This is a genomic window from Tateyamaria sp. syn59, from assembly GCF_007995245.1.
Taxonomy (GTDB): Bacteria; Pseudomonadota; Alphaproteobacteria; order Rhodobacterales; family Rhodobacteraceae; genus Tateyamaria.
On sequence record NZ_VCBA01000002.1, the window covers coordinates 261,573 to 285,341 of the forward strand.

Sequence of the window (23,769 nt, forward strand, 5' to 3'; positions counted from 1 at the left end):
GCGTGGCATGCGCGTGACAGCTGTGACTTGCGTGAAGAACGAAGGGCCGTTCCTGTTGGAGTGGATCGCCTTTAACCGCTTGATCGGGGTGACGGATCACCTGTTTTATTCCAACGATTGTACCGATGGCACGGATGCGCTGCTGGATGCGTTGGCGGACCGTGGCCTGTGTCAGCACCTGCCGAACCCAGCCGAGGGGCGGAACTACCAGATGGAGGCGCTGAAGGATGCGCGCCGTCAGGACATCGTGAACGAGGCCGATTGGGTCTGGATTGCGGATGTGGATGAGTTTTTGAACATTCACGTAGGCGATCATACGATCCCGGCACTGATTGAAGCATGCGGTGATCCGCAGGCGATTTCCGTGACATTTCAATTCTTTGCCAGCGATGGTGTGGACGCGTATGTCGATCAGCCGGTGATCGGGCAGTTTCATCGCTCGCACAATCCCGATCTTTGGTGCGGGGAGGCGGCGATCGAGGTGAAGTCGCTTATTCGGCATGATTTTCCGCTGCAATATTATGGCGCGCATCGCCCCTTTCAGAAGGGCAAGGCGCGGCCCGACTGGAAGGATGGGTCGGGACGCAAGGTGCCGCACAAGTTTCTTGTGGCCGCGAACCCGCGGCGGATCAGGCGCTTTCCGGCGCATGGGGCGCGCGAGATGGCGACGCTCAATCACTATGCGCTGCGCTCGCTCGACAGCTATCTGGTGAAGAATGACCGTGGCGATGTGAATCGCGAGAACCGGGCCTTTGACGACACCTACTGGCGCGAACGGAATGATCCGGCGTGGGAGGACAAGACCATTCTGCGCTATCTGCCGGAGCTGAAGAAAGCGCTGGCCGAGCTGAAGAAAGACAAGCAGATCAAGGCGCTGCACGAGGAATGCGTGCGGTTGCACATCGCCAAGCGGGATGAGTTGCTGGCCAAACCGGAATACCAAGCGATGCAGGCGCAATTGCGCGCGGCCTCGACCCTGCCGCCGCAGGAAGAGGCGATGTTGATCGAGTTGGGGCTGATGGAGCCTGCGGAATGACGTTGAAAGTGGTGAACCTGGGCCTGCCCAAGACGGGCACCACGACACTGGCCCGTGCGCTGCGCCGGGCCGGGATGCGCGTGGCGGACCACCGTATTCGTCCGCGCCAGACCGAGAACACGGAATTGCATGACGCCTTTGTCGCTGACCTGCTCTATCGCGGGTATTTCGAGACGGGCGATCCGGGTTTCTATTTCGACGGGTTTGACGGCATTTCCGAGATGAGCCTGTTGCGCGAAGGGCGGTCGCTGTGGCCGCAGATGGATTTCGGGCTGATCATGGCGATCCGGGCGCATCATCCGGGTGTGAAGTTCCTGGCGTCGAACCGGGACCCGTTCAACCTGTCGCAGAGCATGCTGGCGTGGTCCGATCTGGGCACCGCGCGCCTGCCTGCGGGCAACATCCCCGGCCTGCCCGAAGGGTTTGGTGAGACGAGCATTGAGCGGATGCAGTGGATCGAAGCGCATTATTCACATTTGCGTGCCATCTTCCGCGAAGACGACGATTTTCTGGAATACGATGTGGCCGACCCTGCGGCGCGCGACCTGATCGGCGGCTTTCTTGAGACGCCGGTGCACTGGTGGGGTCGGACCAATGTGAACAAGTTGAACGAGGTTGCGTAATGCAGATCCACCTGCATATCGGGCTAGAACAGGTGGGTGCGGACCGTCTGCAAAGCGTGCTTGCGGCCAAGCGCGATCAGTTGCTGAGCAAGGGCGTTTTGTATTCTCGCGCGCTTGGCAACAAGAACCACACGCGGCTTTACATGGCCGTGACGGAACCCGCGCATATCGACCCACTGCGCTACAACCGTGGCTACATCACAGGCGACAAGCAGAAGGTGTTGCATGACACCGTGGCTGCGGATCTGGCAAAGGAAGTCGCGCAGGTCTCCCCCGACCACCTGATCCTGTCTGCATCACAACTTGGTGTCAGCTTGGTGACCCGGTCTGAGCTTGAGCGGTTAAAGGCACTGCTGACGCCTCTGTCGAATGACATCCGCATCGTGGCGCATATTGACGAACCGGCAAAGCTGTTGGCGCGCCATTATGCCGAACAGATCATGGAAGGGCGCGGCACGTCACTGGAGCAGGAACTGGCGCTGGCGGGCACCACCACTTGGTGGGCCGATGCCCTCACCGCCGCGCCAAAGATCAATCCGCAGGCGGGTGTGTTCATCGAAAACCAAGCGCCCCCGTGCTGGCTGGACTATGCCGCACTTGAACGGCACTGGAATACCGTGTTCGGAGACGGTGCATTGACCTTCCGTGCGTATGATGCGGAGAACTTTGCGACCGAGGCGGTCACCGACGAACTGCGCGCAGCGTTCCAGATTGAGACAGCGATTGGCAAGGCGGCGAAAACGGCAATGCCGTCAGAGCCGTCGGCCGCCTGGCTGGCACGCGGGCGGCAGTTGAACGAGCTGATCCTGAAGGTGCTGTCTGCTGAGAAACGTATCCTGCCCCGGCAATTGTGGCGGTCGTTCATGGGTGAGATGCGGGTCGAAGGTGATCCGATTGACCCGGCCTCGCTATCCGGCATCTCGAAAACCTTTGCTGACCAGAACAAGGCCATCGCCAAGGCGCATGGGCTGCCTGCATCCTTGTTCAGGGCGCCCCGCGCCAAGAAACCATGGGTGGAGGCCGACCCGACGCGTGGGTTTCGTGCTTCGCAATACCTGCTGGGGTTCATGTGGCGCATCGACAAGGCCACACAGGATGAACGCAAGACAAAGGCCGCGGATCTGGCCAGCCTCAACGGCAGCGCGCCCCCTGCTCCGACTTCGGCGCACGACACCGCTGCAGCGGATGGTCTGACCGATACCGCCCGGGCCTTGTTGCCGCCCCTTGCTGTGCAGAATTTTCAGAAGCTGCGCACATCACCCTTTGCGCCGCACAACAGGCTGGGCGCAGTCAATGAAGAAGAGCTTGCCGCGGCCTTTACGCCCGTTCCGCCCCGTACGCTGCCCAAGGGATCGACCGGCAATGTCATTGTCGGCTGCATGAAGAACGAGGCGCCGTATATCGTTGAATGGGTCGCCTATCACCGCGCCATCGGGGTGGACAATTTTCTGATCTACACCAACGGCTGCGAGGACGGCACGAGCGAAATCCTGGACCGCTTGCAGGACATGGGCGTTGTCCAGCATCGCAGCAACGAGGACTGGAAGGGCAATTCGCCTCAGCAACACGCGCTGAACCAGTCGCTGAAAGAGCCCGTGATCAAGAACGCCGATTGGATCATTCACATCGACGTGGATGAGTTCATGAACGTGCGCACCGGCAACGGCACGTTGCAGGATTTGTTTGCTGCTGTGCCCGATGCCACGAACATCGCGATGACCTGGCGTCTGTTCGGCCACAATGACGTGGTTCGGTTGAGCGACGACTTCGTCATCGACCAGTTTGATCGCTGCGCCCCGAAATACTGCCCAAAACCGCACACGGTCTGGGGCTTCAAGACCATGTTCAAGAATATCGGCGCCTATGAAAAGATCAGTTGCCACCGCCCGAACAAGCTGAAGCCCGGCAAGAAGTCCGCAGTGCGCTGGGTGAATGGATCCGGCAAGGATATGACGAAGGAGGCCGCTGAAAACGGCTGGAGAAGTTCGAAAAAGTCAATTGGCTATGACCTTTTGCAGCTCAATCACTATGCATTGCGGTCAGCTGAATCCTTTTTGATCAAGCGCCAGCGTGGGCGTGCGCTGCATGTGGATCGCTCCATCGGCATCAATTACTGGATCCGCATGGACTGGTCCGATTTCCGCGACATCACGATCAAGCGCAACCTGCCTAGGCTGCGCGCGGAATACGACGCTCTGATGGAGGACGCCGCGTTGCGCACATTGCACGAGAAGGGTTTGGACTGGCACCGCGCCAAGGCGGAGGAGCTTCACGCAAATCCGGAGTTCCAGGACTTGTTCGATCAGGCCCTCAAGGTCAAACTGACAGAGACCGAGCGTGTGGCCTATGCCCTCGCTCTCGACATGGAGAGTTGAGATGGACGGAGCGCCGGTGGACACGCCCCTGATCAAGACACCGCGCGGCCTGCTGTTTCCCCGCGACATGGAGGTGCTGAAGCCGCGGATTGCCGGCAGCCTGCGGCGCGGTGTGTACGAGACTAAGGAGGGCGATGCTGTGCTGCGCGTGGTGCAGCCCGGCGATGTGGTGCTGGAGCTGGGGGGCGGGCTTGGCTACATCTCGACTCTCTTGGCGAAAAAAAGCGATGCGGCGCATATCCATGTCTATGAGGCCAACAGCGCGCTCGCGGACTACATCGGCCGCGTGCATGCCGCCAACGGCGTGGAGAATGCAACCGTCCACCACGCAATGCTGGGCAAGCGCAAGGGCACAAAGGCATTCCATGTTCGGGGCAATATCCTCGCCTCCTCGACCGATGAGGCGCAGGGCGATGGCGCGCTGCGCACCGAGACGGTGGATGTGGTAAATGCCGGTCAGCAAACAAAGGCGATCAAGCCCACCGTGCTGGTCTGTGACATCGAGGGCGGCGAGGCCGAGTTGCTGCCCGAGATGGATCTGAGCAGCCTGCGGGCGGCCGTGGTCGAGTTGCACCCGCAATGGATCGGGCCAGAGGGCGTGAACGCCGTCTTTGGCGCGATGATGGCGGCGGGTCTGGCCTATTACCCAAAGCTGTCGACAAAAAAGGTCGTGACCTTCCGCCGGGCTTGGCCGCTGAAGTGACCCACCTGGCCCTACTGACCGTCCGAAACGAGGCGGCGTTTCTTCTGGAATGGCTGGCCCACCACCGCGCGGTCGGCTTTGATAATTTCCTGGTATTTTCAAACGATTGTGACGATGGCACCGATACGATGCTGGATCGGTTGGCCGACTTGGGCTGGCTGACCCATGTGCGCAATGAGGGCCCCTATGACAAGGGCGGCATCCAGTTCACGGCGCTGAAGGCAGCCGCCAAGATGCAGCAGGTGAAGGCGGCCGACTGGATACTGCCGCTCGATGTGGACGAGTTCGTGAACATCCATGTGGGCGGCGGCACGCTGTCGGACCTGCACGCTGCCCTGCCCGATGCTACGGCCATCACGCTGACCTGGCGGCTTTTTGGCAATAACGGTCAGGTGCGGCACGTCGATCAGCCGATCACCGACACCTACACCAAGGCAGCACCAGAGATCCTGCATTGGCCCTGGCGCGCGTCGATGTTCAAGACGCTCTACCGCAACGACGGCACCTACCGCAAACCGGGCGTGCATCGCCCGCGCGACGTGCAAGACGACAAACTGGCCGAGGCCCACTGGTTCGACAGCCACGGCCGCGCCTTGGACGACCAATTCAAGACGCGCCGCATCTTTTCCAGCTACGGGCGCCCGAATTACGGCCTTGCACAGCTCAACCACTACCCGTTAGGCGCGATGGACAGCTATGTACTGAAAGCCGACCGGGGTCGGGCCGTGCATTCCGACGACATGCTGGGCGTCGACTATTGGGTTGAGCGCAACTTTTCGGTTGAAGAAGACACCAGCATTGACCGCTACCGCGCGGCCCGCGACATCCACCTTGCCGCTCTGAAGGGCGATGAAACGCTGGCCCGTCTGCACAATGAGGCGGTCACTTGGCGCGCGTCCCGCTTTGATGCGTTGATGCTGCAAGAACCCTTTCGCGCGCTCTTTGGCCGCTTGCTGATGACACCGCCCACGCGCCCCGTGCCGCCCAAGGCTGCACGGTTCATGATCGGCTACGCCAACCGCGCGCGCGGGACGGAAAAATAGCCGTACCAATTTTCCCAAATTCTGCCGCATTCCGCGCGTATCCCGTGCGCAACCCGCGATCATAGGGCGGGACATGAGGATAAACGTATGCAGGACGAAACACCCCCGTTTGAGCCGGACTTAGCCGATCTGCCGACGGGTAAATGGCTGACACAACTTGCCCAAACCGCCGAAACCCATGGGTTTTTCAGGCCGCTGGGGCGCAAACACTTCGCCGCGCATATCCAGCGGACCGACACACTGATCGTCACCTTCGAATCGATTCAAGGCATGCGCGCCCTGACCGAGCATGCGGAGCCGCTGGGCTGGTCGATGGTGCGTGACAATGATTGGTCGCATCTGTGCATTGCATCGGACGGCGACACCTGGTTCCGCGACCGGCAGGTGATGGAACTGTTCGATGACCTGACCGATGACGGCTTTTTCGACGCATACGAAACCGTTCTGTTCTACGGTGCGGGGCCCTGCGGTTATGCAGCGGCAGCCTACTCCGTGGCCGCTCCGGGTGCGCGGGTCCTCCTGATCCAGCCGCAGGCCACGCTCGATCCGCGCGTCACTTCGTGGGATGACCGCTTTGTCGAACTGCGGCGCACCGATTTCACGTCTCGCTATGGCTATGCCCCCGACATGCTTGACGCCTGTGCACAGGCCTATGTCCTCTACGATCCGGTGGAGACGCTGGATGCCATGCACGCGGCCCTCTTTGCTCGCGCCGGCGTCACACTGCACCGCCTGCGCAACATGGGCGACACCATCCAGAGTGACTTGGTTGAGATGAATGTGTTGTCCGACTTGATGGAAATGGCCGCCGAAGGCGCACTGGACGCGCAGCAATTCGCCAAGGTCTACCGCGCGCGTCGCACCTATCGAGGGTATCTGCGCCGGGTGCTTGCGGCCCTCGACAGGGATGAGAGAACGCATCTGAGCTACATGATGGCGCGCAACGTCGTGTCGCGCATGAAAAAGGCGCCTCGTTTTCAGCGGCGCTTGGCGGAACTGGACGCCCTGCACACCGACGCCAAGGTGCACGACGAGGGCTAGAATCCCACGGCGTGCCCGTGTTAACGCCAAGCCATGACATCGCTCACCATTGCCCGCCCCGACGACTGGCACCTGCACCTGCGCGACGGCGCAATGATGCGCGCCGTGCTGCCCTGGACTGCCCGCGATTTTGCCCGCGCGATCATCATGCCGAACCTGGTGCCACCTGTGGTGACGGGCGCGCATGCAGCCGCCTATCGCGACCGCATCCTGGCCGCTTTGCCGGACGGCATGACGTTCGAGCCGCTGATGACGCTGTATCTGACCGAAGACACAGATGCCGACGACGTCGCTGCCGCCCATGCCAGCGGTTTGGTCAAGGCCGTCAAACTCTATCCGGCGGGTGCGACCACAAACTCGGCCTCAGGTGTGACCAATTTCGACAAGGTACGCCCCGTGCTCGAGCGGATGGCAGAGATCGGCTTGCCCTTGTGCGTCCATGGCGAGGTCACGGACGACGACATCGACATCTTCGACCGCGAGGCGGTGTTCATCGACCGTGTCCTCGATCCGATCCGTCGGGCGACGCCGGGCCTGCGCGTGGTGATGGAGCACATCACCACATCCAATGCAGTGGACTACGCGCGCGCGCAGGATGACAGCCTGGGTGCGACCATCACGACGCACCACCTGGTCATCAACCGCAACCATATCCTCGCTGGCGGCATCAAGCCGCACTATTACTGTCTGCCCGTCGCCAAGCGCGAAGAGCACAGGCTGGCCCTGCGCGACGCGGCCACATCCGGGGAAGCCCGGTTTTTCCTGGGCACCGACAGCGCACCGCACACCGATGCCAACAAGCTGCTGCCATGTGGCTGTGCGGGATGCTTCACCGCCCCCAATACACTGCCGATCCTTGCGCAGGTGTTCGAGGAAGACGGCGCGCTCGACAGGCTTGAAGTTTTCACGTCGATAAACGGACCCGCCTTCTACGGCCTGCCCGTGAACACGGACACGATCACCCTCACCAAATCCGCACCCGACCTGCCCGCCCGGATCGACACAGAGGATGGCGCCATCACCGTCTTCGACCCCGGTTTCGACCTGATGTGGTCCGTCCAATAACTTCTCGGTTCCAAAAAAACCCCCGCCGGAAGCTCCCGCACGCGCCATCCGCGCCAACGCCCGAAAGCAAAGCACCATGATCCCAACCAGCTACCCCTCTCCCGAAGAAATGGCCCGCCTGACCGCCCGCATGTTGCTGGAAATCAAAGCGGTGCATTTCAGCCCGGAGGAGCCCTTCACCCTGTCGTCAGGCCTGCCCTCACCCACCTATATCGACTGCCGCAAACTGATCTCGTTTCCGCGCATCCGCAGCACGTTGATGGACTTCCTGACCGTGACGGTCATGCGCAATGCAGGCTTTGAGGCGTTCGACAATGTGGCGGGCGGGGAGACGGCAGGCATGCCCTTTGGTGCGCTGGTGGCCGAGCGGATGGGCCTGCCCATGACATACGTGCGCAAAAAGCCCAAAGGCTACGGGAAGAACGCCCGCATCGAGGGCGTGATGACCGAGGGCCAGCGGGTTCTGCTGGTCGAGGATCTGACCACCGATGGCGGATCCAAGCTAAGCTTTGTGGACGCGATCCGGGACACGGGAGCGACGTGTCAGGACACGGCCGTGATCTTCTACTACGACATTTTTCCCGAGACCGAAAAGACGCTCGGCGACCACGGTGTGACCCTCCACCATCTGTGCACGTGGTGGGACGTTCTGGCAGAGGCCAGGGCCAGCGGCGCCTTCGATGCTGCAACCCTGAGCGGAGTGGAAGACTTCCTCAACGACCCGCGCGGGTGGCAAGCCGCCCGTACGTAGGCGAATGCCAACCTATACGGCGCCGTTTCGTCACTTTCTGCGGCGATGATGGCTGTGGATGGCTGTGCACAACCGTGATTCTTTTGCCTTTTGCCTGGCAGATATGGTAGCGTCGCATCACGCGGCTACTACATGCGCCAAAGTGTAAACCACGTTTTTGCAGCGTCCACCGGGTTTTCCACAGACTTGCTCCCGGTTTTCATTGCGGTTGCGCTTGTGGCAATAGAACCGCCACGGGACACAAAAAGACAACGAGCAGAGAGTGGGGCGATGAACGAGATTGCAGCGATCAATCCGACCGGGGTGGCGGTTCAGGACGCCGAGACCATGCCCCACTCGATCGAGGCCGAGCAGCAGTTGCTGGGCGCGATCCTGACCAACAACGACATCTACGACCGGGTCGCGGCGATCATAAATCCGACCCATTTCTACGACCCGGTCCATGCCCGCATCTTTGAAATCTCCGCCGCGCGCATCGCCAAGAACAACCTTGCGTCCCCCGTGACGCTCAAGGCGTTCATGGAGGATGACGAGGGGCTGAAGGAACTGGGTGGACCGGCCTATCTGGCCCGCCTCGCCGGGGCCGCAATCAGCGCCTTTGCGGTGCGCGACTACGCGCAGATGATCTATGACCTCGCCGTGCGTCGCGATTTGATCCAGCTGGGCCGCGACATCAGCGCCAAGGCCGCCAAGGTCGACGTGGCCTCCGAGCCCAAGGAGCAGATCGTCGAGGCTGAACAGGCGCTCTACAAGCTCGCCGAACAGGGCACCTCCGAGGGCGGGTTTCAGAGTTTTCTGAAGGCGGTTACCGATGCGGTGAACGTCGCCAACGCCGCCTATCAGCGGGAAGGCGGTCTTGCCGGCATCTCCACTGGCCTGATCGACATGGACAAGAAGCTGGGCGGCCTGCATCCGTCCGACCTGTTGATCCTCGCCGGGCGCCCGTCGATGGGCAAGACGTCGCTGGCCACCAACATCGCATTCAACATCGCCAAGGCGTACAAGAAGGGCCTCAAGCCGGACGGCGCCGAGGGCGCCATCGAGGGCGGTGTTGTGGGCTTTTATTCGCTGGAGATGAGCGCCGAACAGCTGGCGGCGCGGATCCTGTCGGAAGCCGCCGAAGTGCCATCGGAAAACATCCGTCGCGGCGACATGACCGAGGCGGAGTTCCGCCGCTTTGTGGATGCCGCCAAGCAGCTTGAGGCGTGTCCGCTATTCATCGACGACACGCCTGCGATCCCGATTGCGCAGTTGGCTGCGCGTGCGCGGCGACTGAAGCGGACCCATGGGCTGGACGTGCTGATGGTGGACTATCTGCAGTTGGTGCGCGGCGGGGCAGACAACCGGGTGCAGGAGATTGCCGAGATTTCGATGGGTCTGAAGGCCATCGCAAAGGAGCTGAACATCCCCGTTGTCGCCCTGTCGCAGCTGTCGCGTCAGGTGGAAAGTCGGGAGGACAAGCGGCCACAGCTATCGGACCTGCGGGAATCAGGCTCGATCGAGCAGGACGCCGACGTGGTCATGTTCGTGTTCCGCGAGGAATACTACAAGGAACGCGAAAAGCCGGGTGATCACGACCTTGAAGCCATGGCCAAGTGGCAGGAAGAGATGGAACGCCTGCATGGCCGGGCCGAGGTCATCATCGGCAAACAGCGGCACGGTCCCATCGGGACAGTTGACCTGAGCTTTGAAGGGCGGTTCACGCGCTTTGGCAATCTGATCCAGCCGTGGCAGCAAGGTAGCGGCGGCGAGACCGGGTTCTGATCTCAAGGGCGCGTGCCGAGACGCCATTTTTAAGGGGCTCTGCCCCCGCCTTCGGCTCCCCCGAAGTATTTTCCGCCAGAAGACGCGTGAAAGCAGCTTTTGATTGGACAGGTGCGTCTGTGCAATGCACGGTTGAACCATGCGCCTTTTCATTTTCCTGCTGGCCTGGCTTGCGACGTCGGTTCACGCCGAAGAGCGTGTCGAGGTGGATGTTGAGTTGTTCCTGGCCGTGGATGTCAGCCGCTCGATGCAGCCCTATGAGTTGGAGATCCAGCGTCGTGGCTACGCCGCCGCCTTGCAATCGCCCGAAGTGCAGGATGCCATCGCCGGCGGCTTTCTGGGCCGGATCGCCATCACCTATGTAGAATGGGCCGGTGCCTATCATCAGCGCGAGATCGTGCCATGGACGCTTCTTGCCACGCCCGAGGATGCGGCCAAGATCGCAGACACGATCACCGCGCATTTCGATCAGGCCATGCGCCGCACATCCATTTCAAGCGCGCTGACCTATGCCGCCGACAGCATTGACACAAACGCAATTGACGGCCTGCGCCGCGTGATTGACGTGTCCGGTGACGGACCCAACAACATGGGCGCACCTGTCACCCATGCCCGCGATGCGGTGCTGGCGCGGGGCATCACCATCAACGGCCTGCCCCTGATGACACAGGATGACGGGATCATGGCGCGGTGGAACATCCCCGATCTGGACGCCTACTATACCGACTGTGTGATCGGCGGCATGGGCGCCTTTGTGGTTCCGGTGACCGACTGGTCCGAATTCGAAGATGCCGTGCGACGCAAGCTCGTTCTGGAAATCGCGGGTCAACCGGCACGGCTTTGGCAGGCGCAGGTCCGCTCAGCAGCGCCATACAATTGCCTGATCGGTGAGGAGATCTGGGAACGGAACCGCGATATATTCGCCCTGCCCTGAGCGGCGCGCGTTTTCCCCCTTCACCAATCCGCGCGGTCCTGCCAAACAGGCGCTCATGACGTCCGCGACCCTTTCTATCGACCTTGGCGCGCTTGTGCGCAACTGGCAGGCCCTTGACGCCATGGGGGCCTGCGAAACCGGCGCCGTGGTCAAGGCCGACGGCTATGGTCTGGGTGCGCCGCTGGTGGGCCGCGCCCTGGCACAGGCAGGCGCGCGCACCTTCTTTGTGGCTACGGCCGATGAGGGCGACACCCTGCGCGCCGCCCTTGGGCAAGGCCCGACCATCTACGTCTTTTCCGGACATATGGCTGGGGACACAGACGCCATCGGCGCCGCCGCTCTCACCCCGCTTCTCAACTCTGTGGACCAGATGCTGCGCCATGTGGAGGCCCTGCCCGGTGCGCCCTTCGGAATTCAACTCGACACCGGGATGAACCGGCTGGGGATGGAACCGGCCGAGTGGTCCGCCGTCCGCGATATCGCTGTTGCACAGCGCCCCACCCTGATCATGTCGCACCTTGCCTGTGCAGACGAGCCGAGCCATCCAATGAACGCCCACCAATTGGCGGAGTTTCGCGCCATGACCGATGGGCTGGACGTGCCGCGTTCGCTGGCTGCAACCGGAGGCACGATCCTGGGGCCGGAGTATCATTTCGACATGACCCGGCCCGGTATCGGGCTCTATGGCGGCCTGCCCTTTGTCGATGCGACCCCGGTGGTCACGCTGGATCTGCCTGTCATTCAGGTGCGCGACGTGATGCAGGGAGAGACCGTGGGCTATGGCAACACGTGGACCGCGCCGCGCGATACCCGCGTCGCCACGGTATCGGGTGGATATGCAGACGGTTTGATCCGCGCCATGGGACCCAATGCGACGCTTTATGCAGGCGATGTGCTCTGCCCCGTCGTGGGCCGTGTGTCCATGGACCTGATCACGGCTGATGTCACCGATCTGGGCGGTGATCCGACCGAATTGCAATTGTTGGGCCGCCACCAGTCGGTGGACACGGTGGCCGATGCCGCAGGCACCATCGGCTACGAAATCCTGACCTCGCTGGGTCAACGCTATCACAGGGCGCTCGTGCAATGAGGGCGCTGGCTGGGATTGGGGCCGTCACGCTGGGTCTGCTGGCCGCAATTGGGCGTGTGGCGATGTTCTTTGGTGCAACGGTGACCCATCTCGTGCGGCCGCCGTTTTACTTGCGCGAGTTTGCGCTGGCGCTGCTCAATATCGGTTGGCTGTCCCTGCCTGTCGTGGGCCTGACCGCGATCTTCACCGGGGGCGCGCTGGCGCTTCAGATCTATGCAGGTGGTGCCCGTTTCAATGCCGAGGCCGTGGTGCCGCAGATCGTCGCCATCGGCATGGTGCGCGAGTTGGGTCCGGTGCTGGTGGGTCTGATGATTGCAGCGCGCGTCACCTCCTCCATCGCGGCAGAGATTGCGACAATGAAAGTGACCGAGCAGATTGATGCGCTTGTGACGCTGTCGACGCACCCGATGAAGTATCTGGCCGTGCCGCGGGTTCTGGCCGCGACCTTGGCTGTGCCGCTTCTGGTGGGTGTCGGGGACGTGATCGGCATCTTTGGCGGCTACGCGGTGGCAACCGGAACGCTGGGCTTCAACGCCGCGGCCTACATCCAGAATACGGTTGATTTCCTTGAATTGCGCGACGTCGTGTCGTCACTGGTCAAGGGCGCAGTCTTTGGCTGTCTGGCAGCCCTGATGGGCTGCTATTTCGGCATGAATTCGGGGCGCGGCGCGCAGGGTGTGGGCCGTGCAACCAAAGGGTCGGTTGAGGCGGCGGCGGTGCTAATCCTCGCGGCCAACTTCGTGCTGACGGGGGTGTTCTTTTCGATATGATAACGCTTTCGGACGTCCATAAATCCTTTGGCGACAATCACGTGCTGCGCGGTGTGGACCTGCATGTGGCGCGCGGCACCTCAACCGTGATCATTGGGGGCTCGGGCACGGGCAAGTCGATCTGCATCAAGACGGTGCTGGGCCTTGTCACGCCCGAGCGTGGCACGATCACCGTGGATGGGCAGGACGTCACGAAGACGGGCGACCGAGACGCGTTCCTGGCCCGGTTCGGGATGTTGTTCCAGGCGGCGGCCCTGTTTGACTCCCTGCCCGTTTGGCAGAACGTGGCCTTTCGCCTGATGCGCGGCAGCCTGAAACGGCCCAAGGACGAGGCGCGCGAGATCGCCATCGAAAAGCTGCGCCGCGTGGGTCTGACGCCCGATGTGGCGGACCGCTTGCCCGCCGAGCTGTCGGGCGGGATGCAGAAGCGTGTAGGCCTCGCCCGCGCGATTGCGGCAGAGCCTGAGATCATCTTTTTCGACGAACCAACGACCGGTCTGGACCCGATCATGGCGGGTGTGATCAACGATCTGATCCGCGAGATCGTGACCGAGATGGGCGCGACGACCATGACGATCACGCATGACATGACCTCGGTCCGCACCATCGCGGACAACGTGGCGATGCTGCACGGGGGCAAGATCCGGTGGACAGGCCCGGTCGCCGACATCGACGCCGCCCACGATCCTTACGTGGATCAGTTCATCAACGGGCGGGCCGAGGGGCCGATTGAAACGGTGCGCTAGGACCGATCCATTTCAAACGATACAATCTGTCCATGCGTGCGGCATTGATGCGCATGTGGAAACGGTCGGCGCCCTCAATCAACACTTTTTGACTGCATTCACGGCAGCTTACGGCTAAGGTCGGAGCGTTGTGACGTCTTCTGGGGGGAAGGCTGGTGAAGGAAATGGTTTTTGCCGCGCGTGTTTTCGCGGAAATGATGCGGCGTTTGGCGTTGATCCTGTTCGCGGGGCTGGCGCTGGTTTTGGTGGTGGCGACGGGTCTCGCGGTGGCAGGCATATGGCCCTGGATTGATCTTCCAGTGATGTGGAATGGCGTCCATGTGGCCCAAGCGGGGATGCTGACACAGATCGGGCTCACCATTTTTGCCGTTTCACTGTGCTTCTTCCTGCCGACCAATGCGCGCATCCTGCAGCTTGAAAACTCACATCGGCAATTCAGCGTCGGGGTGGATGACATCACGCGCGCCTACCATGCCGCACATCATGCGGACCGGGACGGCGTGTTCACCCTCGGCGATGCGTTTGAAAGCACGCGGGACCGGCTGGCATATCTGCGCGATCATCCCGATCTTGGGGCGCTCGAACCCGAGCTTCTCGAACTAGCGGCCAAGATGTCCCATATCAGCCGCGATCTGGCCGAGACCTATTCCACCGAAAAGGTCGAGCGCGCCCGGTCTTTCCTGCAACAGCGGCAATTCGAGATTGCGCAGTTCAATGACCGGCTGGAACAGGCCAAGGCGATCCACGGCGAGTTTTCCACCTGGATCAACCGCCTTGATCTGGAAGAAAACGTGGCCCGCGCGCAGCTTGAGAAGCTGCTGGACGAGATGGAGCGCCTGCTGCCCGAATTGAACCAGCCCGCGCAACCGTCCAAGGTCACCCAACTGCCGATGCGCGTCGAATAGGGCTTGCTGCCCCCTGCCCCCGCTGGCAGACCATCGCGCATGGCAAAATCCACGACCACCTATTCCTGCTCGGCCTGCGGCGCGACCTTCTCCAAATGGTCGGGCCGCTGCGACAGTTGCGGAGAGTGGAACACCATTTCCGAAGACACCGGCCTGTCCTCTGGCCCGTCCAGTAAGGGGCTGGGCGCCCAGCGCGGCAAGACGGTCGCGCTGACCGATCTGAGTACCGAAGAAGCGCCGCCGCCCCGCACGGAAAGCAAGGTCGCCGAACTTGACCGCGTACTAGGCGGTGGGCTGGTGCCCGCCTCAGCCATCCTCGTAGGAGGCGATCCAGGCATCGGCAAATCCACCTTGCTTTTGCAGGCCGCCGCGCGTTTCGCCCGCAAGGGGCTGAAAACGATTTATGTCAGTGGCGAAGAGGCCAGTGCACAGGTCCGTATGCGGGCCCAGCGCCTCGGCTTGTCGGACGCACCGGTGCAATTGGCCGCCGACACCAACCTGCGCAACATCCTGACAACGCTTGAGGCCGAGGCGCCCGGCCTCGCCATCATCGATTCGATCCAGACCATGTGGCTCGACACCGTCGACAGCGCGCCCGGCTCCGTCAGCCAGGTGCGGGCCGCCGCGCATGAATTGACGACATTCGCCAAGCGCAAGGGCATCAGCATCATCCTTGTGGGCCACGTCACCAAAGAGGGGCAAATCGCTGGCCCGCGTGTGGTCGAACACATGGTCGACACAGTCCTCTACTTCGAAGGCGAGCGCGGTCACCAGTTCCGCATCCTGCGCGCGGTCAAGAACCGCTTTGGTCCCGCGGACGAAATCGGCGTGTTCGAAATGACAGGCAAGGGATTGGCCGAAGTTACCAACCCCTCCGCCCTGTTCCTATCCGAGCGGGGTGAGCCGTCCCCCGGATCCGTCGTATTCGCGGGCATCGAAGGCACCCGGCCTGTGCTCTGTGAGATGCAGGCGCTTGTTGCACCCTCCCCCCATTCCCAGGCACGGCGTACGGTCGTCGGCTGGGATGGCGGACGACTGGCGATGATTTTGGCAGTGCTTGAGGCACGATGTGGGATCCCCTTTGCGGGGCTTGATGTCTATCTGAACGTCGCAGGCGGGATGAAAATCAGCGAACCGGCTGCGGACCTTGCCGTCGCAGCCGCCCTTTTGTCGGCGCGCGAAGACGCGGCATTGCCCGCAGATACGGTGGTTTTCGGCGAAATCAGCCTGTCGGGTGCGCTGCGGCCCGCGCCTCAGACCGAAAACAGGTTGAAAGAGGCCCAAAAACTTGGTTTTTCATCCGCCATCGCACCCAAGGGCGGCAAAGCTCAGGGTGCGCCCGGAATGACGCTAAAGCGCTTCAGCGAGTTGACCGGATTTGTAGGTGACGTGTTCGGCGCAGGGTAAGCGCAAACGGGGCAGAACAAAGGGGCAGGACCATGGAAGGGTTCACCATCATTGACGGCGTTGTCGCCGTGGTCATCATCCTGTCGGCCCTTTTGGCCTACGGGCGCGGCTTTGTGCGCGAAGCCATGGCGATTGCAGGCTGGATTGCCGCCGCGATCCTGGCGTTTCTGTTCGCCCCACGGGTTGAGCCACTGGTGCGCGAAATACCGGTCGTGGGCGACTTCATCGCAGACAGTTGCGAGTTGAGCATCATTGGCGCCTTTGCGTTGGTCTTCGCCGTTGCACTCATCGTTGTGTCGCTCTTCACCCCGCTGTTCTCTTCGCTTGTGCAACGCTCGGCGCTCGGCGGGCTGGACCAAGGTCTTGGATTTCTCTTTGGCGTGGCACGCGGCATCCTGCTCGTGGCGATCGCGTTCTTCGTCTACGACACGGTAATCACCGGCCAGGAGTTCACCATCGTCGACGAAAGCCGGTCCGCTGCCGTGTTCGGCCGTTTCACCGGCCAGATCGAGGAACAGAACCCTGAAGAGGCGCTTGGCTGGATCACCCGCCAGTACGAAAGCCTCGTGGGTGTGTGCGTCGAATAAAGCCCGGTTCGATCAGGGAATCAGACATTTCGGAGGCGCTGTTGACGCAGGCTGAAGTCTATCATGGTTAACCTTCGGTAAATCGCGTTGCCCCTGTGCGGAGAGTGGCGTTGCCCTTGCCCCCACTGGTGAACATGGCGAAACAGCGCCCGGCTTTGGCCGCGGTTGTGACCAAAAAGCGGCGGATTTGTGGAGCGTTCTGGTCCCCAGAACGCAAACACAATCCTGACCCGGAGATACGCCATGTTCCTGAACCACGACACCGCCTTTGCCCACGTCACACCTGTTGCAGCCACCCGCATCAGCGCCACGCTGACCGCCCACACGCTGCTTGAGACCGAAGCCGGATGGCGCAGCGTCGATGCGCTGCAAGCCGGTGACGCGGTTGCCACGCTTGACGGCGGATTTGCCGAGATCACGGCGATCACAAAACCCGACCGCGCCGCACCCTTGGTTCATATTCCCGGTGGCGTGCTGTCGACCTGTTCCGACATCTCCCTGCCCGCCGACGCCCACATCGCGTTGCACGCCCCCGCAGGCTGGAGCGATGCGCCTGTCGTTTCGATCCCGGTCAAGGCACTCAGCGGCTGGCGCGGCGTGCGGCCCAGCCTGTTTCGCGCCCCCGACCTTGCCCAGCTGCATTTCGCGGACGAAGAGATGATCTACGCCCAGTCCGGCCTCTTGATCCACGCAGCGCCGTCTCATGGCGACAGCTTTTTCCCGCGCCTCGATTACGGCAACGCCCGCGCCATGCTGGCCGCATCTGCGGGCAAATTCGGCCAAGTGGACACGGTCGCTGCGTAAAGGGTCGCAGTTTGTGATCCTTCCGTGACAGGGACACCCCAGCTTGGTACACCGCGCCCACACCCTGTTCACGGATTCGGAGCTGCCCCTTGTCCGACCTCGCCGCGCCAGCGCATATGCCGCCAGCCCACCCCTTTGATGACGACAAACTCAAGGAAGAGTGCGGGATTTTCGGGGTTCTCGGGACCAAGGATGCAGCCAACTTCGTAGCCCTCGGCCTGCACGCGCTGCAACACCGGGGGCAAGAGGCGGGCGGGATCGTCGCCCACCACCCTGACCACGGCTTCAACTCCGCCCGGCGCTTTGGCTATGTCCGCGACAACTTCACCAGCCAGGACGTGATGGAGACGCTGCCCGGCTCGCTGTCCATCGGCCACGTCCGCTACTCCACCGCCGGATCCAAAGGGCAAACCGCGATCCGCGACGTGCAGCCCTTCTTTGGCGAGTTTGCCATGGGTGGTGCCGCCATCGCCCACAACGGCAACATCACCAATGCCGACGCGCTGCGCCGCGAATTGATCGAGCGTGGCTCGATTTTCCAGTCTTCGTCGGACAGTGAATGCATTATCCACCTGATGGCGCGGTCGCTCCAACGCAATATCCCAGAACGGATGGAAGATGCCTTACGCCGGGTCGAAGGCGCGTTCTCCGTCGTCGCCATGACCCGCACCAAGCTGATCGGCGTGCGCGACGCGCTTGGGGTCCGCCCACTGGTGCTGGGCAAGCTCGACACCGGCTATGTACTCAGCTCCGAAACCTGCGCGCTCGACATCATCGGGGCCGAGTTTGTACGTGAAATCGAACCCGGCGAGATGGTGGTCATCACCGACAACGGCATAGAAAGCCGCTTTCCCTTCCGTCCGCAAAAGTCACGCTTCTGCATCTTCGAACACGTCTATTTCAGCCGTCCCGACAGCATCCTTGGCGGGCGCTCGGTCTATGAAACTCGCGAAAACATCGGGCGCGAATTGGCGAAAGAAAACCCGGTCGAAGCGGACCTCGTCTGCCCCGTCCCCGACAGCGGTACACCGGCGGCCATCGGTTATTCACTGGAATCGGGCATTCCCTACGCCATGGGCATCATCCGCAACCAGTATATGGGACGCACCTTCATCGAGCCGACGGAGCAGATCCGCAACATGGGTGTGCGCCTGAAGCTGAACGTGAACCGGGCGCTGATCCGCGGCAAGCGCGTGATCCTCGTCGATGACAGCGTGGTGCGCGGCACAACATCCCGCAAGATCAAGGAGATGATCCTCGACGCAGGCGCGAAAGAGGTCCATTTCCGCATCGCCTCGCCCCCCACGGCCTGGCCCTGCTTCTACGGCGTCGACACGCCCCAACGCGAAAAGCTGCTGGCCGCAACCATGAGCGAGGAAGAGATGCGCGAGCATCTGGGCGTCGACAGCCTCAAGTTCATCTCGCTCAACGGCCTCTACCGCGCCGTGGGCGAAGCAAATGGCCGCGACGCCTCCAGCCCGCAATATTGTGACGCCTGCTTCTCGGGCGAATACCCGGTCGAGCCCGCTGACATGATCGAAAAGGGTTTCGAGATGAAGGCGGCGGAATAGCCGCCTGCTGACGAAACCTGTCAAGGCCATGACCCACATTGGCGCTATGGACATGACACCCACAGACATCCTCGCCCGCGTCGAAACCTGGCCCAAAGCCGCACAGTCACATTTCATGCGCACCCGGGCGCTGGTGCATGACGTTGCCGCCTCCGCAGACATCGGCGCCCTGGACGAGAGCCTCAAATGGGGCCAACCCGCATGGCGGCCCAAGCGGGCGCGCACTGGGTCCACCTTGCGCGTGGACTGGTCGCCTTCGACCCCGAACCGGCTGCTGGCCTTTGTCGATTGCAAAACGGACCTCGCCGCGCAGATGGACACCCGCTTTCCCGGGCAGTTCCACAACGACGGCCGGCGAGCGCTGGCCTTTGAAACCCACGTTCCGCTGGACGAAGACGCAATATGGCAACTCGCGCACCTGACACTCACCTACCACAAGGCGAAACGCGCACGCTGATCAGCACCCCGCTGCCACTTGCCCAAAGGTCAATGGGCAAGGCTTTGCGCATCACCTCCCACCCCTGTTCCCCCTGCCCGAACCTAGTGCTAGCGGCCCGCTTCGACAAAAGCGCAGGACCCTGTCATGAGCGAAGAGACCAACGACATCACGGCTGATCTGGCGACCCAGCGCGCGGCGCTTCCCCTGCGCAACCTGCAATTGCTGGGCATCGCGGGCTCGGACAGCAACCGCCGCGCCCTGCTGCGCACGGGCGGTGGGCAGACGCGCATGGTGCAGGTTGGCGACAGCCTGCGTCAGGGAACGGTCATCGCCATTGGCGAGGATAGGATCGTGCTGAATGGTGGGATGGGCCAACGCACGCTGACACTGCCAATGCCGGATGCCAGCGCCGCTTGACGCCCCCGCCCGCGCAGGGCAAGACCGGGCCATGACCAAAACTGCCCTGATCACCGGAGCGTCCCGCGGCCTCGGCGCCGCCATGGCGCTGGCCCTTGCCCCGACCCACCACATCGTCGCCGTCGCCAAGACCACCGGCGCATTGGAAGAGTTGGACGACCGGATCAAGGAAGCAGGCGGCGCCGCAACGCTGGCCCCCATGGACATCGCCAATGATGCAGCCATGCAAACCCTGTGCCGCGGCATCTTCGACCGCTGGGGCAGCCTTGATCTGTGGGTGCATTGCGCCGTCCACGCAGCCCCCCTGGCCCCGGCCAACATGATCGGGGACAAGGATATGTCAAAGTCCATCGCGGGCAATGTGGCCGCGACTGCGACGCTCATCACCTATATCGCCCCGCTTCTCGGGACCGATGGGCAAGCCGTGTTTCTGGATGACCCCGTCAGCGGACAACCCTTCTACGGTGCCTATGGTGCTACAAAGGCAGCTCAGATCGCATTGGCCAAAAGCTGGCAGGCCGAGACTGTCAAAACGGGGCCAAAGGTCCACATCGCAACCCCCAATCCGATGCCAACCGCCACCCGCGCACGCTTCCACCCCGGAGAAGACCGCGCCGCGCTGCACGATCCAACGGTGGAAGCAAAGCGTATCCTGTCAGAACTTGGCATCTGACACCGCAAGTTCCAGTGATCCAACCGCTGTCTCGCCACGTCGCACACCTTGAGTAGCGACCGCGCAACGGTCCACCGCTCCGCCCATTCGGACCTCAAACGCCGCACTGCGGCCTTTGCGCGACGGTCCACCTTCCCTGTTTCAAAAAAATCCCCGCCGGAGGCTCCCGCAGTTGCCCCACGCGACATAGGCCCATAGTAAGGCGCAAAGGGGCATCACATGCGTATTCTCATCACAAATGACGACGGGATCTCGGCGCCTGGGCTGGCCGTGCTTGAACGGATCGCGGCCGAGGTCGCTGGACCTGACGGACAGGTCACCACAGTGGCACCCGCCTTCGAGCAATCGGGTGTGGCGCACTGCATCAACTACGCCCGGCCCTTCATGTTCCAGCAGATCGGACCAAACCGCTTCACGGTGGAAGGCTCACCTGCGGATTGCGTGCTGGCCGGGCTGCACCAAGTGCTTGATGGTCCGCCCGATATGATCCTGTCGGGCGTGAACCGCGGCAACAACTCGGCGGAAAACGCGCTCTACTCCGGCACGCTCGGTGCCGCTATCGAAGGGGCGCTGCAGGGCGTGCTCTCCATCGCGCTGTCGCAGTATTTCGGCCCCGAAAACCGCGCCCTTGACGACCCGTTCGAAGCCTCGGCCACCCATTGCAAGGCGCTGATTGAGCGGATTGTCGCCGCCACGCCGCAAGTACAACCCGGCTACCAGCTGTTCTACAACGTCAACATCCCCCCTGTGGCTGCTGCTTCGGTCAAAGGCACCAAGATCGTACCGCAAGGCCTGCGCCCCGGCGTCGGCTTTCACACCGAACAGATGCAATCACCCAACGGCCGTTACTTCCTCTGGATCCGGGGCGGCGACCAGCAAGTGCCGACGGCACCGGACACGGATGCGGCGGTCAACCTCGACGGCTACATCTCGGTCACCCCGATGCGCGCGGACCTGACGGCCCATGACATGCTGGATACGCTCGGATCCATCGCCACATGACCGAAGACGATCTCGCCACGCGCAAAATGCAGTTCCTCTATGCCCTGCGATCCAAAGGGGTCACAGACGCACGGGTGCTGGGCGCAATGGAAGAGATCGACCGCGGCCCCTTTGTCCGCGGGCTTTTTGCCGAACGGGCCTACGAGGATATGCCCCTGCCCATCGCCTGTGGCCAAACGATCAGCCAACCCTCGGTCGTGGGGCTGATGACGCAGGCGCTGAACGTCACACCGCGCGACAAGGTGCTCGAGATCGGGACCGGGTCCGGCTACCAGGCCGCCATCCTCGCCAAGCTCGCGCGCCGGGTCTACACCATCGACCGGCACCGGCGGCTGGTGCGCGAGGCGCGCGACATCTTTGACGAGTTGAACCTGCATACGATCACAGCGATCACCGCCGACGGCTCGCACGGGTTGGCCGATCAGGCCCCGTTTGACCGCATCCTCGTGACCGCCGCCGCGGAGGACCCGCCCGGCCCCCTTCTGGCCCAACTCAAGGAAGGGGGGATCATGGTCCTGCCCGTGGGTCAATCGGACGCCGTGCAAAGCCTGATCCGTGTCCACAAGACGGCAACGGGCCTCGAATATGACGAATTGCGCGATGTGCGCTTTGTTCCTTTGCTTGAAGGCTTGGGCAAAGACTGAAACTGGTGTAAATTAATGCCGAACCGACAAGGCCTCCACCCACGAGAGGCCCGGCAGAGGACGACGCAGATGACCCCGACAAAGCAGCGCCGCCGTGCGCCCCTGATGATGGCAACCTGTGGCTTGCTGGTGCTGGCCGCCTGTGATGAGCCGCTGGACTTCGATCTGCGCGGCCTGAGCGGCGGGTTTTCAACAGCACCTTCGGTGCAGAACGTGACCGCCGACCGGCCCCGTCCGGACGACCGAGGCGTGATCTCCTACCCGAACTATCAGGTCGCGGTGGCCGAGCGTGGCGATACGCTGGCCGACGTCGCCGCCCGTGTCGGCCTGACACCCGACGAACTGGCCCGCTTCAACGGCGTCGGAGCGGACGTGCCCCTGCGCGCAGGTGAAGTCATCGCCCTGCCCCGCCGCGTCTCCGAACCCTCGCCCGCCACAGGCGCCATTGGCACAGGACCCATCCAGCCCGGCGCCGTGGACGTCACAACGCTGGCGGGCAACGCCATCGACAACGCCGCCCCGACGCCCGTGGCCCAGACCCCCGGCACAACCCAGCCGCAAACCGGCCAGGAACCGGTACGTCACAAGGTTGAACGGGGCGAGACGGCCTTTACCATTGCGCGGCTCTACCAGGTGCCGGTCAAGTCGCTGGCCGAATGGAATGGCCTGGGCGCCGATTTTGCCGTGCGCGAAGGACAGTTCCTGCTGATCCCAGTCGCGCGGGCCGCAGCACCCAGCCGAACAAATGATACAAACACGACAACGCCCGGCAGCGGCACACCCACTCCACTGCCCCCCAGCGCGGCCCAGCCGCTGCCAGAGGACGACACCGCAACCCCGCCAGAGGCAACACCGGATCCCGCAGAACCGGTGGCGGATGTGGGCCAGACAACCGCAGCGTCCCGCCCGTCGGATATGGCCCTCCCGCTTCAGGGCACCATCATCCGCGACTATGCCAAAGGCCGGAATGAAGGCATAGACATCCAGGCCGCACCCGGCAGCGCCGTCAGCGCCGCCGCCGATGGAACCGTAGCCGCCATCACACAAAGCGCCGAAGGCGTGCCGATCATCGTGGTCCGCCACCCTGACAACCTGCTGACCGTCTATGCCAACGTCGCGGACGTGTCGGTGGCCAAGGGCGACAGCGTCTCGCGCGGGCAATCCATTGCGAAACTGCGGGACACGGCCGACACCGCCTATCTGCATTTCGAAGTGCGCGACGGGTTCGACAGCGTGAACCCCAACCCGTTCTTTGAATAGCAAAACCAGCGCAGGGACAGCGACCTCACCACCTGCCGCTGCCACATTTGCCCCAGATTTGCCTTAATTCTGCCGCAATTCAGCGAAATTAGCCGCAACTTCGCCATGTTTCAGATTCA

General features: G+C 62.6%; 24 protein-coding genes. All 24 read left to right on the plus strand.

Annotation, left to right across the window (positions count from 1 at the left end):
- Positions 1-7 precede the first annotated feature (7 nt).
- Positions 8-1,036 (plus strand): glycosyltransferase family 2 protein, encoded by a 1,029-nt coding sequence (locus FD715_RS04570; RefSeq protein ID WP_147105896.1) that lies wholly within the window; start codon positions 8-10, stop codon positions 1,034-1,036.
- The gene (locus tag FD715_RS04575) at positions 1,033-1,659 is read left to right on the plus strand and encodes a sulfotransferase family protein (protein ID WP_147105899.1); all 627 of its coding nucleotides are present in this window, start codon (positions 1,033-1,035) and stop codon (positions 1,657-1,659) included. The genes FD715_RS04570 and FD715_RS04575 overlap by 4 nt, the downstream gene beginning before the upstream one ends.
- Positions 1,659-4,034: a glycosyltransferase family 2 protein gene (locus tag FD715_RS04580; protein WP_147105902.1), complete on the plus strand. Its 2,376-nt coding sequence runs from the start codon at positions 1,659-1,661 to the stop codon at positions 4,032-4,034. The genes FD715_RS04575 and FD715_RS04580 overlap by 1 nt, the downstream gene beginning before the upstream one ends.
- 1 nt (position 4,035) lies before the next feature.
- The gene (locus tag FD715_RS04585; protein WP_147105905.1) at positions 4,036-4,737 is read left to right on the plus strand and encodes an FkbM family methyltransferase; all 702 of its coding nucleotides are present in this window, start codon (positions 4,036-4,038) and stop codon (positions 4,735-4,737) included.
- Complete coding sequence (locus tag FD715_RS04590; protein WP_223274753.1) at positions 4,734-5,780, plus strand: glycosyltransferase family 2 protein; 1,047 nt, start codon at positions 4,734-4,736, stop codon at positions 5,778-5,780. The genes FD715_RS04585 and FD715_RS04590 overlap by 4 nt, the downstream gene beginning before the upstream one ends.
- Before the next feature lie 87 nt (positions 5,781-5,867).
- Positions 5,868-6,821, plus strand: coding sequence for a phosphoadenosine phosphosulfate reductase (locus tag FD715_RS04595; protein WP_147105912.1), 954 nt, complete (start codon positions 5,868-5,870; stop codon positions 6,819-6,821).
- Between the two features lie 33 nt (positions 6,822-6,854).
- Positions 6,855-7,886, plus strand: a complete 1,032-nt coding sequence (gene pyrC, locus FD715_RS04600) for a dihydroorotase (RefSeq protein ID WP_147105915.1) — start codon at positions 6,855-6,857, stop codon at positions 7,884-7,886.
- Positions 7,887-7,962: 76 nt separating this feature from the next.
- The gene (locus FD715_RS04605) at positions 7,963-8,637 is read left to right on the plus strand and encodes an orotate phosphoribosyltransferase (RefSeq protein WP_147105918.1); all 675 of its coding nucleotides are present in this window, start codon (positions 7,963-7,965) and stop codon (positions 8,635-8,637) included.
- A 270-nt stretch (positions 8,638-8,907) separates the two neighbouring features.
- Positions 8,908-10,401 (plus strand): replicative DNA helicase, encoded by a 1,494-nt coding sequence (locus tag FD715_RS04610; protein ID WP_147105919.1) that lies wholly within the window; start codon positions 8,908-8,910, stop codon positions 10,399-10,401.
- Positions 10,402-10,540: 139 nt separating this feature from the next.
- The gene (locus FD715_RS04615) at positions 10,541-11,335 is read left to right on the plus strand and encodes a DUF1194 domain-containing protein (protein WP_147105922.1); all 795 of its coding nucleotides are present in this window, start codon (positions 10,541-10,543) and stop codon (positions 11,333-11,335) included.
- A gap of 55 nt (positions 11,336-11,390) precedes the next feature.
- Positions 11,391-12,425, plus strand: coding sequence for an alanine racemase (gene alr, locus FD715_RS04620; protein WP_147105925.1), 1,035 nt, complete (start codon positions 11,391-11,393; stop codon positions 12,423-12,425).
- Positions 12,422-13,195, plus strand: a complete 774-nt coding sequence (locus FD715_RS04625; protein WP_147105927.1) for an ABC transporter permease — start codon at positions 12,422-12,424, stop codon at positions 13,193-13,195. Before alr ends, FD715_RS04625 begins: the two co-directional genes overlap by 4 nt.
- Positions 13,192-13,941 carry an ABC transporter ATP-binding protein gene (locus tag FD715_RS04630; RefSeq protein WP_147105930.1) on the plus strand — a complete coding sequence of 250 codons (750 nt, stop codon included), beginning with the start codon at positions 13,192-13,194 and terminating at the stop codon, positions 13,939-13,941. Before FD715_RS04625 ends, FD715_RS04630 begins: the two co-directional genes overlap by 4 nt.
- 194 nt (positions 13,942-14,135) lie before the next feature.
- Complete coding sequence (locus tag FD715_RS04635) at positions 14,136-14,846, plus strand: DNA repair protein (protein ID WP_223274734.1); 711 nt, start codon at positions 14,136-14,138, stop codon at positions 14,844-14,846.
- A 39-nt stretch (positions 14,847-14,885) separates the two neighbouring features.
- Positions 14,886-16,253 (plus strand): DNA repair protein RadA, encoded by a 1,368-nt coding sequence (gene radA / locus FD715_RS04640; protein ID WP_147105933.1) that lies wholly within the window; start codon positions 14,886-14,888, stop codon positions 16,251-16,253.
- Positions 16,254-16,285: 32 nt separating this feature from the next.
- A complete protein-coding gene (locus FD715_RS04645) occupies positions 16,286-16,840 on the plus strand; it encodes a CvpA family protein (protein WP_147105936.1) in 555 nt (184 codons plus the stop codon).
- Positions 16,841-17,083: 243 nt separating this feature from the next.
- Positions 17,084-17,644, plus strand: coding sequence for a hypothetical protein (locus FD715_RS04650; protein ID WP_147105939.1), 561 nt, complete (start codon positions 17,084-17,086; stop codon positions 17,642-17,644).
- Positions 17,645-17,760: 116 nt separating this feature from the next.
- Positions 17,761-19,215 carry an amidophosphoribosyltransferase gene (purF, locus tag FD715_RS04655; protein WP_147106715.1) on the plus strand — a complete coding sequence of 485 codons (1,455 nt, stop codon included), beginning with the start codon at positions 17,761-17,763 and terminating at the stop codon, positions 19,213-19,215.
- A 52-nt stretch (positions 19,216-19,267) separates the two neighbouring features.
- Complete coding sequence (locus FD715_RS04660; RefSeq protein WP_147105943.1) at positions 19,268-19,672, plus strand: hypothetical protein; 405 nt, start codon at positions 19,268-19,270, stop codon at positions 19,670-19,672.
- Positions 19,673-19,798: 126 nt separating this feature from the next.
- Positions 19,799-20,071, plus strand: coding sequence for a pilus assembly protein PilP (locus tag FD715_RS04665; RefSeq protein WP_147105946.1), 273 nt, complete (start codon positions 19,799-19,801; stop codon positions 20,069-20,071).
- A gap of 31 nt (positions 20,072-20,102) precedes the next feature.
- Positions 20,103-20,744, plus strand: coding sequence for an SDR family oxidoreductase (locus tag FD715_RS04670; protein WP_147105949.1), 642 nt, complete (start codon positions 20,103-20,105; stop codon positions 20,742-20,744).
- A 219-nt stretch (positions 20,745-20,963) separates the two neighbouring features.
- The gene (surE, locus tag FD715_RS04675) at positions 20,964-21,746 is read left to right on the plus strand and encodes a 5'/3'-nucleotidase SurE (protein WP_147105952.1); all 783 of its coding nucleotides are present in this window, start codon (positions 20,964-20,966) and stop codon (positions 21,744-21,746) included.
- Complete coding sequence (locus tag FD715_RS04680) at positions 21,743-22,390, plus strand: protein-L-isoaspartate(D-aspartate) O-methyltransferase (RefSeq protein WP_147105955.1); 648 nt, start codon at positions 21,743-21,745, stop codon at positions 22,388-22,390. The genes surE and FD715_RS04680 overlap by 4 nt, the downstream gene beginning before the upstream one ends.
- A gap of 69 nt (positions 22,391-22,459) precedes the next feature.
- Positions 22,460-23,650, plus strand: a complete 1,191-nt coding sequence (locus FD715_RS04685) for a peptidoglycan DD-metalloendopeptidase family protein (RefSeq protein WP_147105959.1) — start codon at positions 22,460-22,462, stop codon at positions 23,648-23,650.
- Positions 23,651-23,769 lie beyond the last annotated feature (119 nt).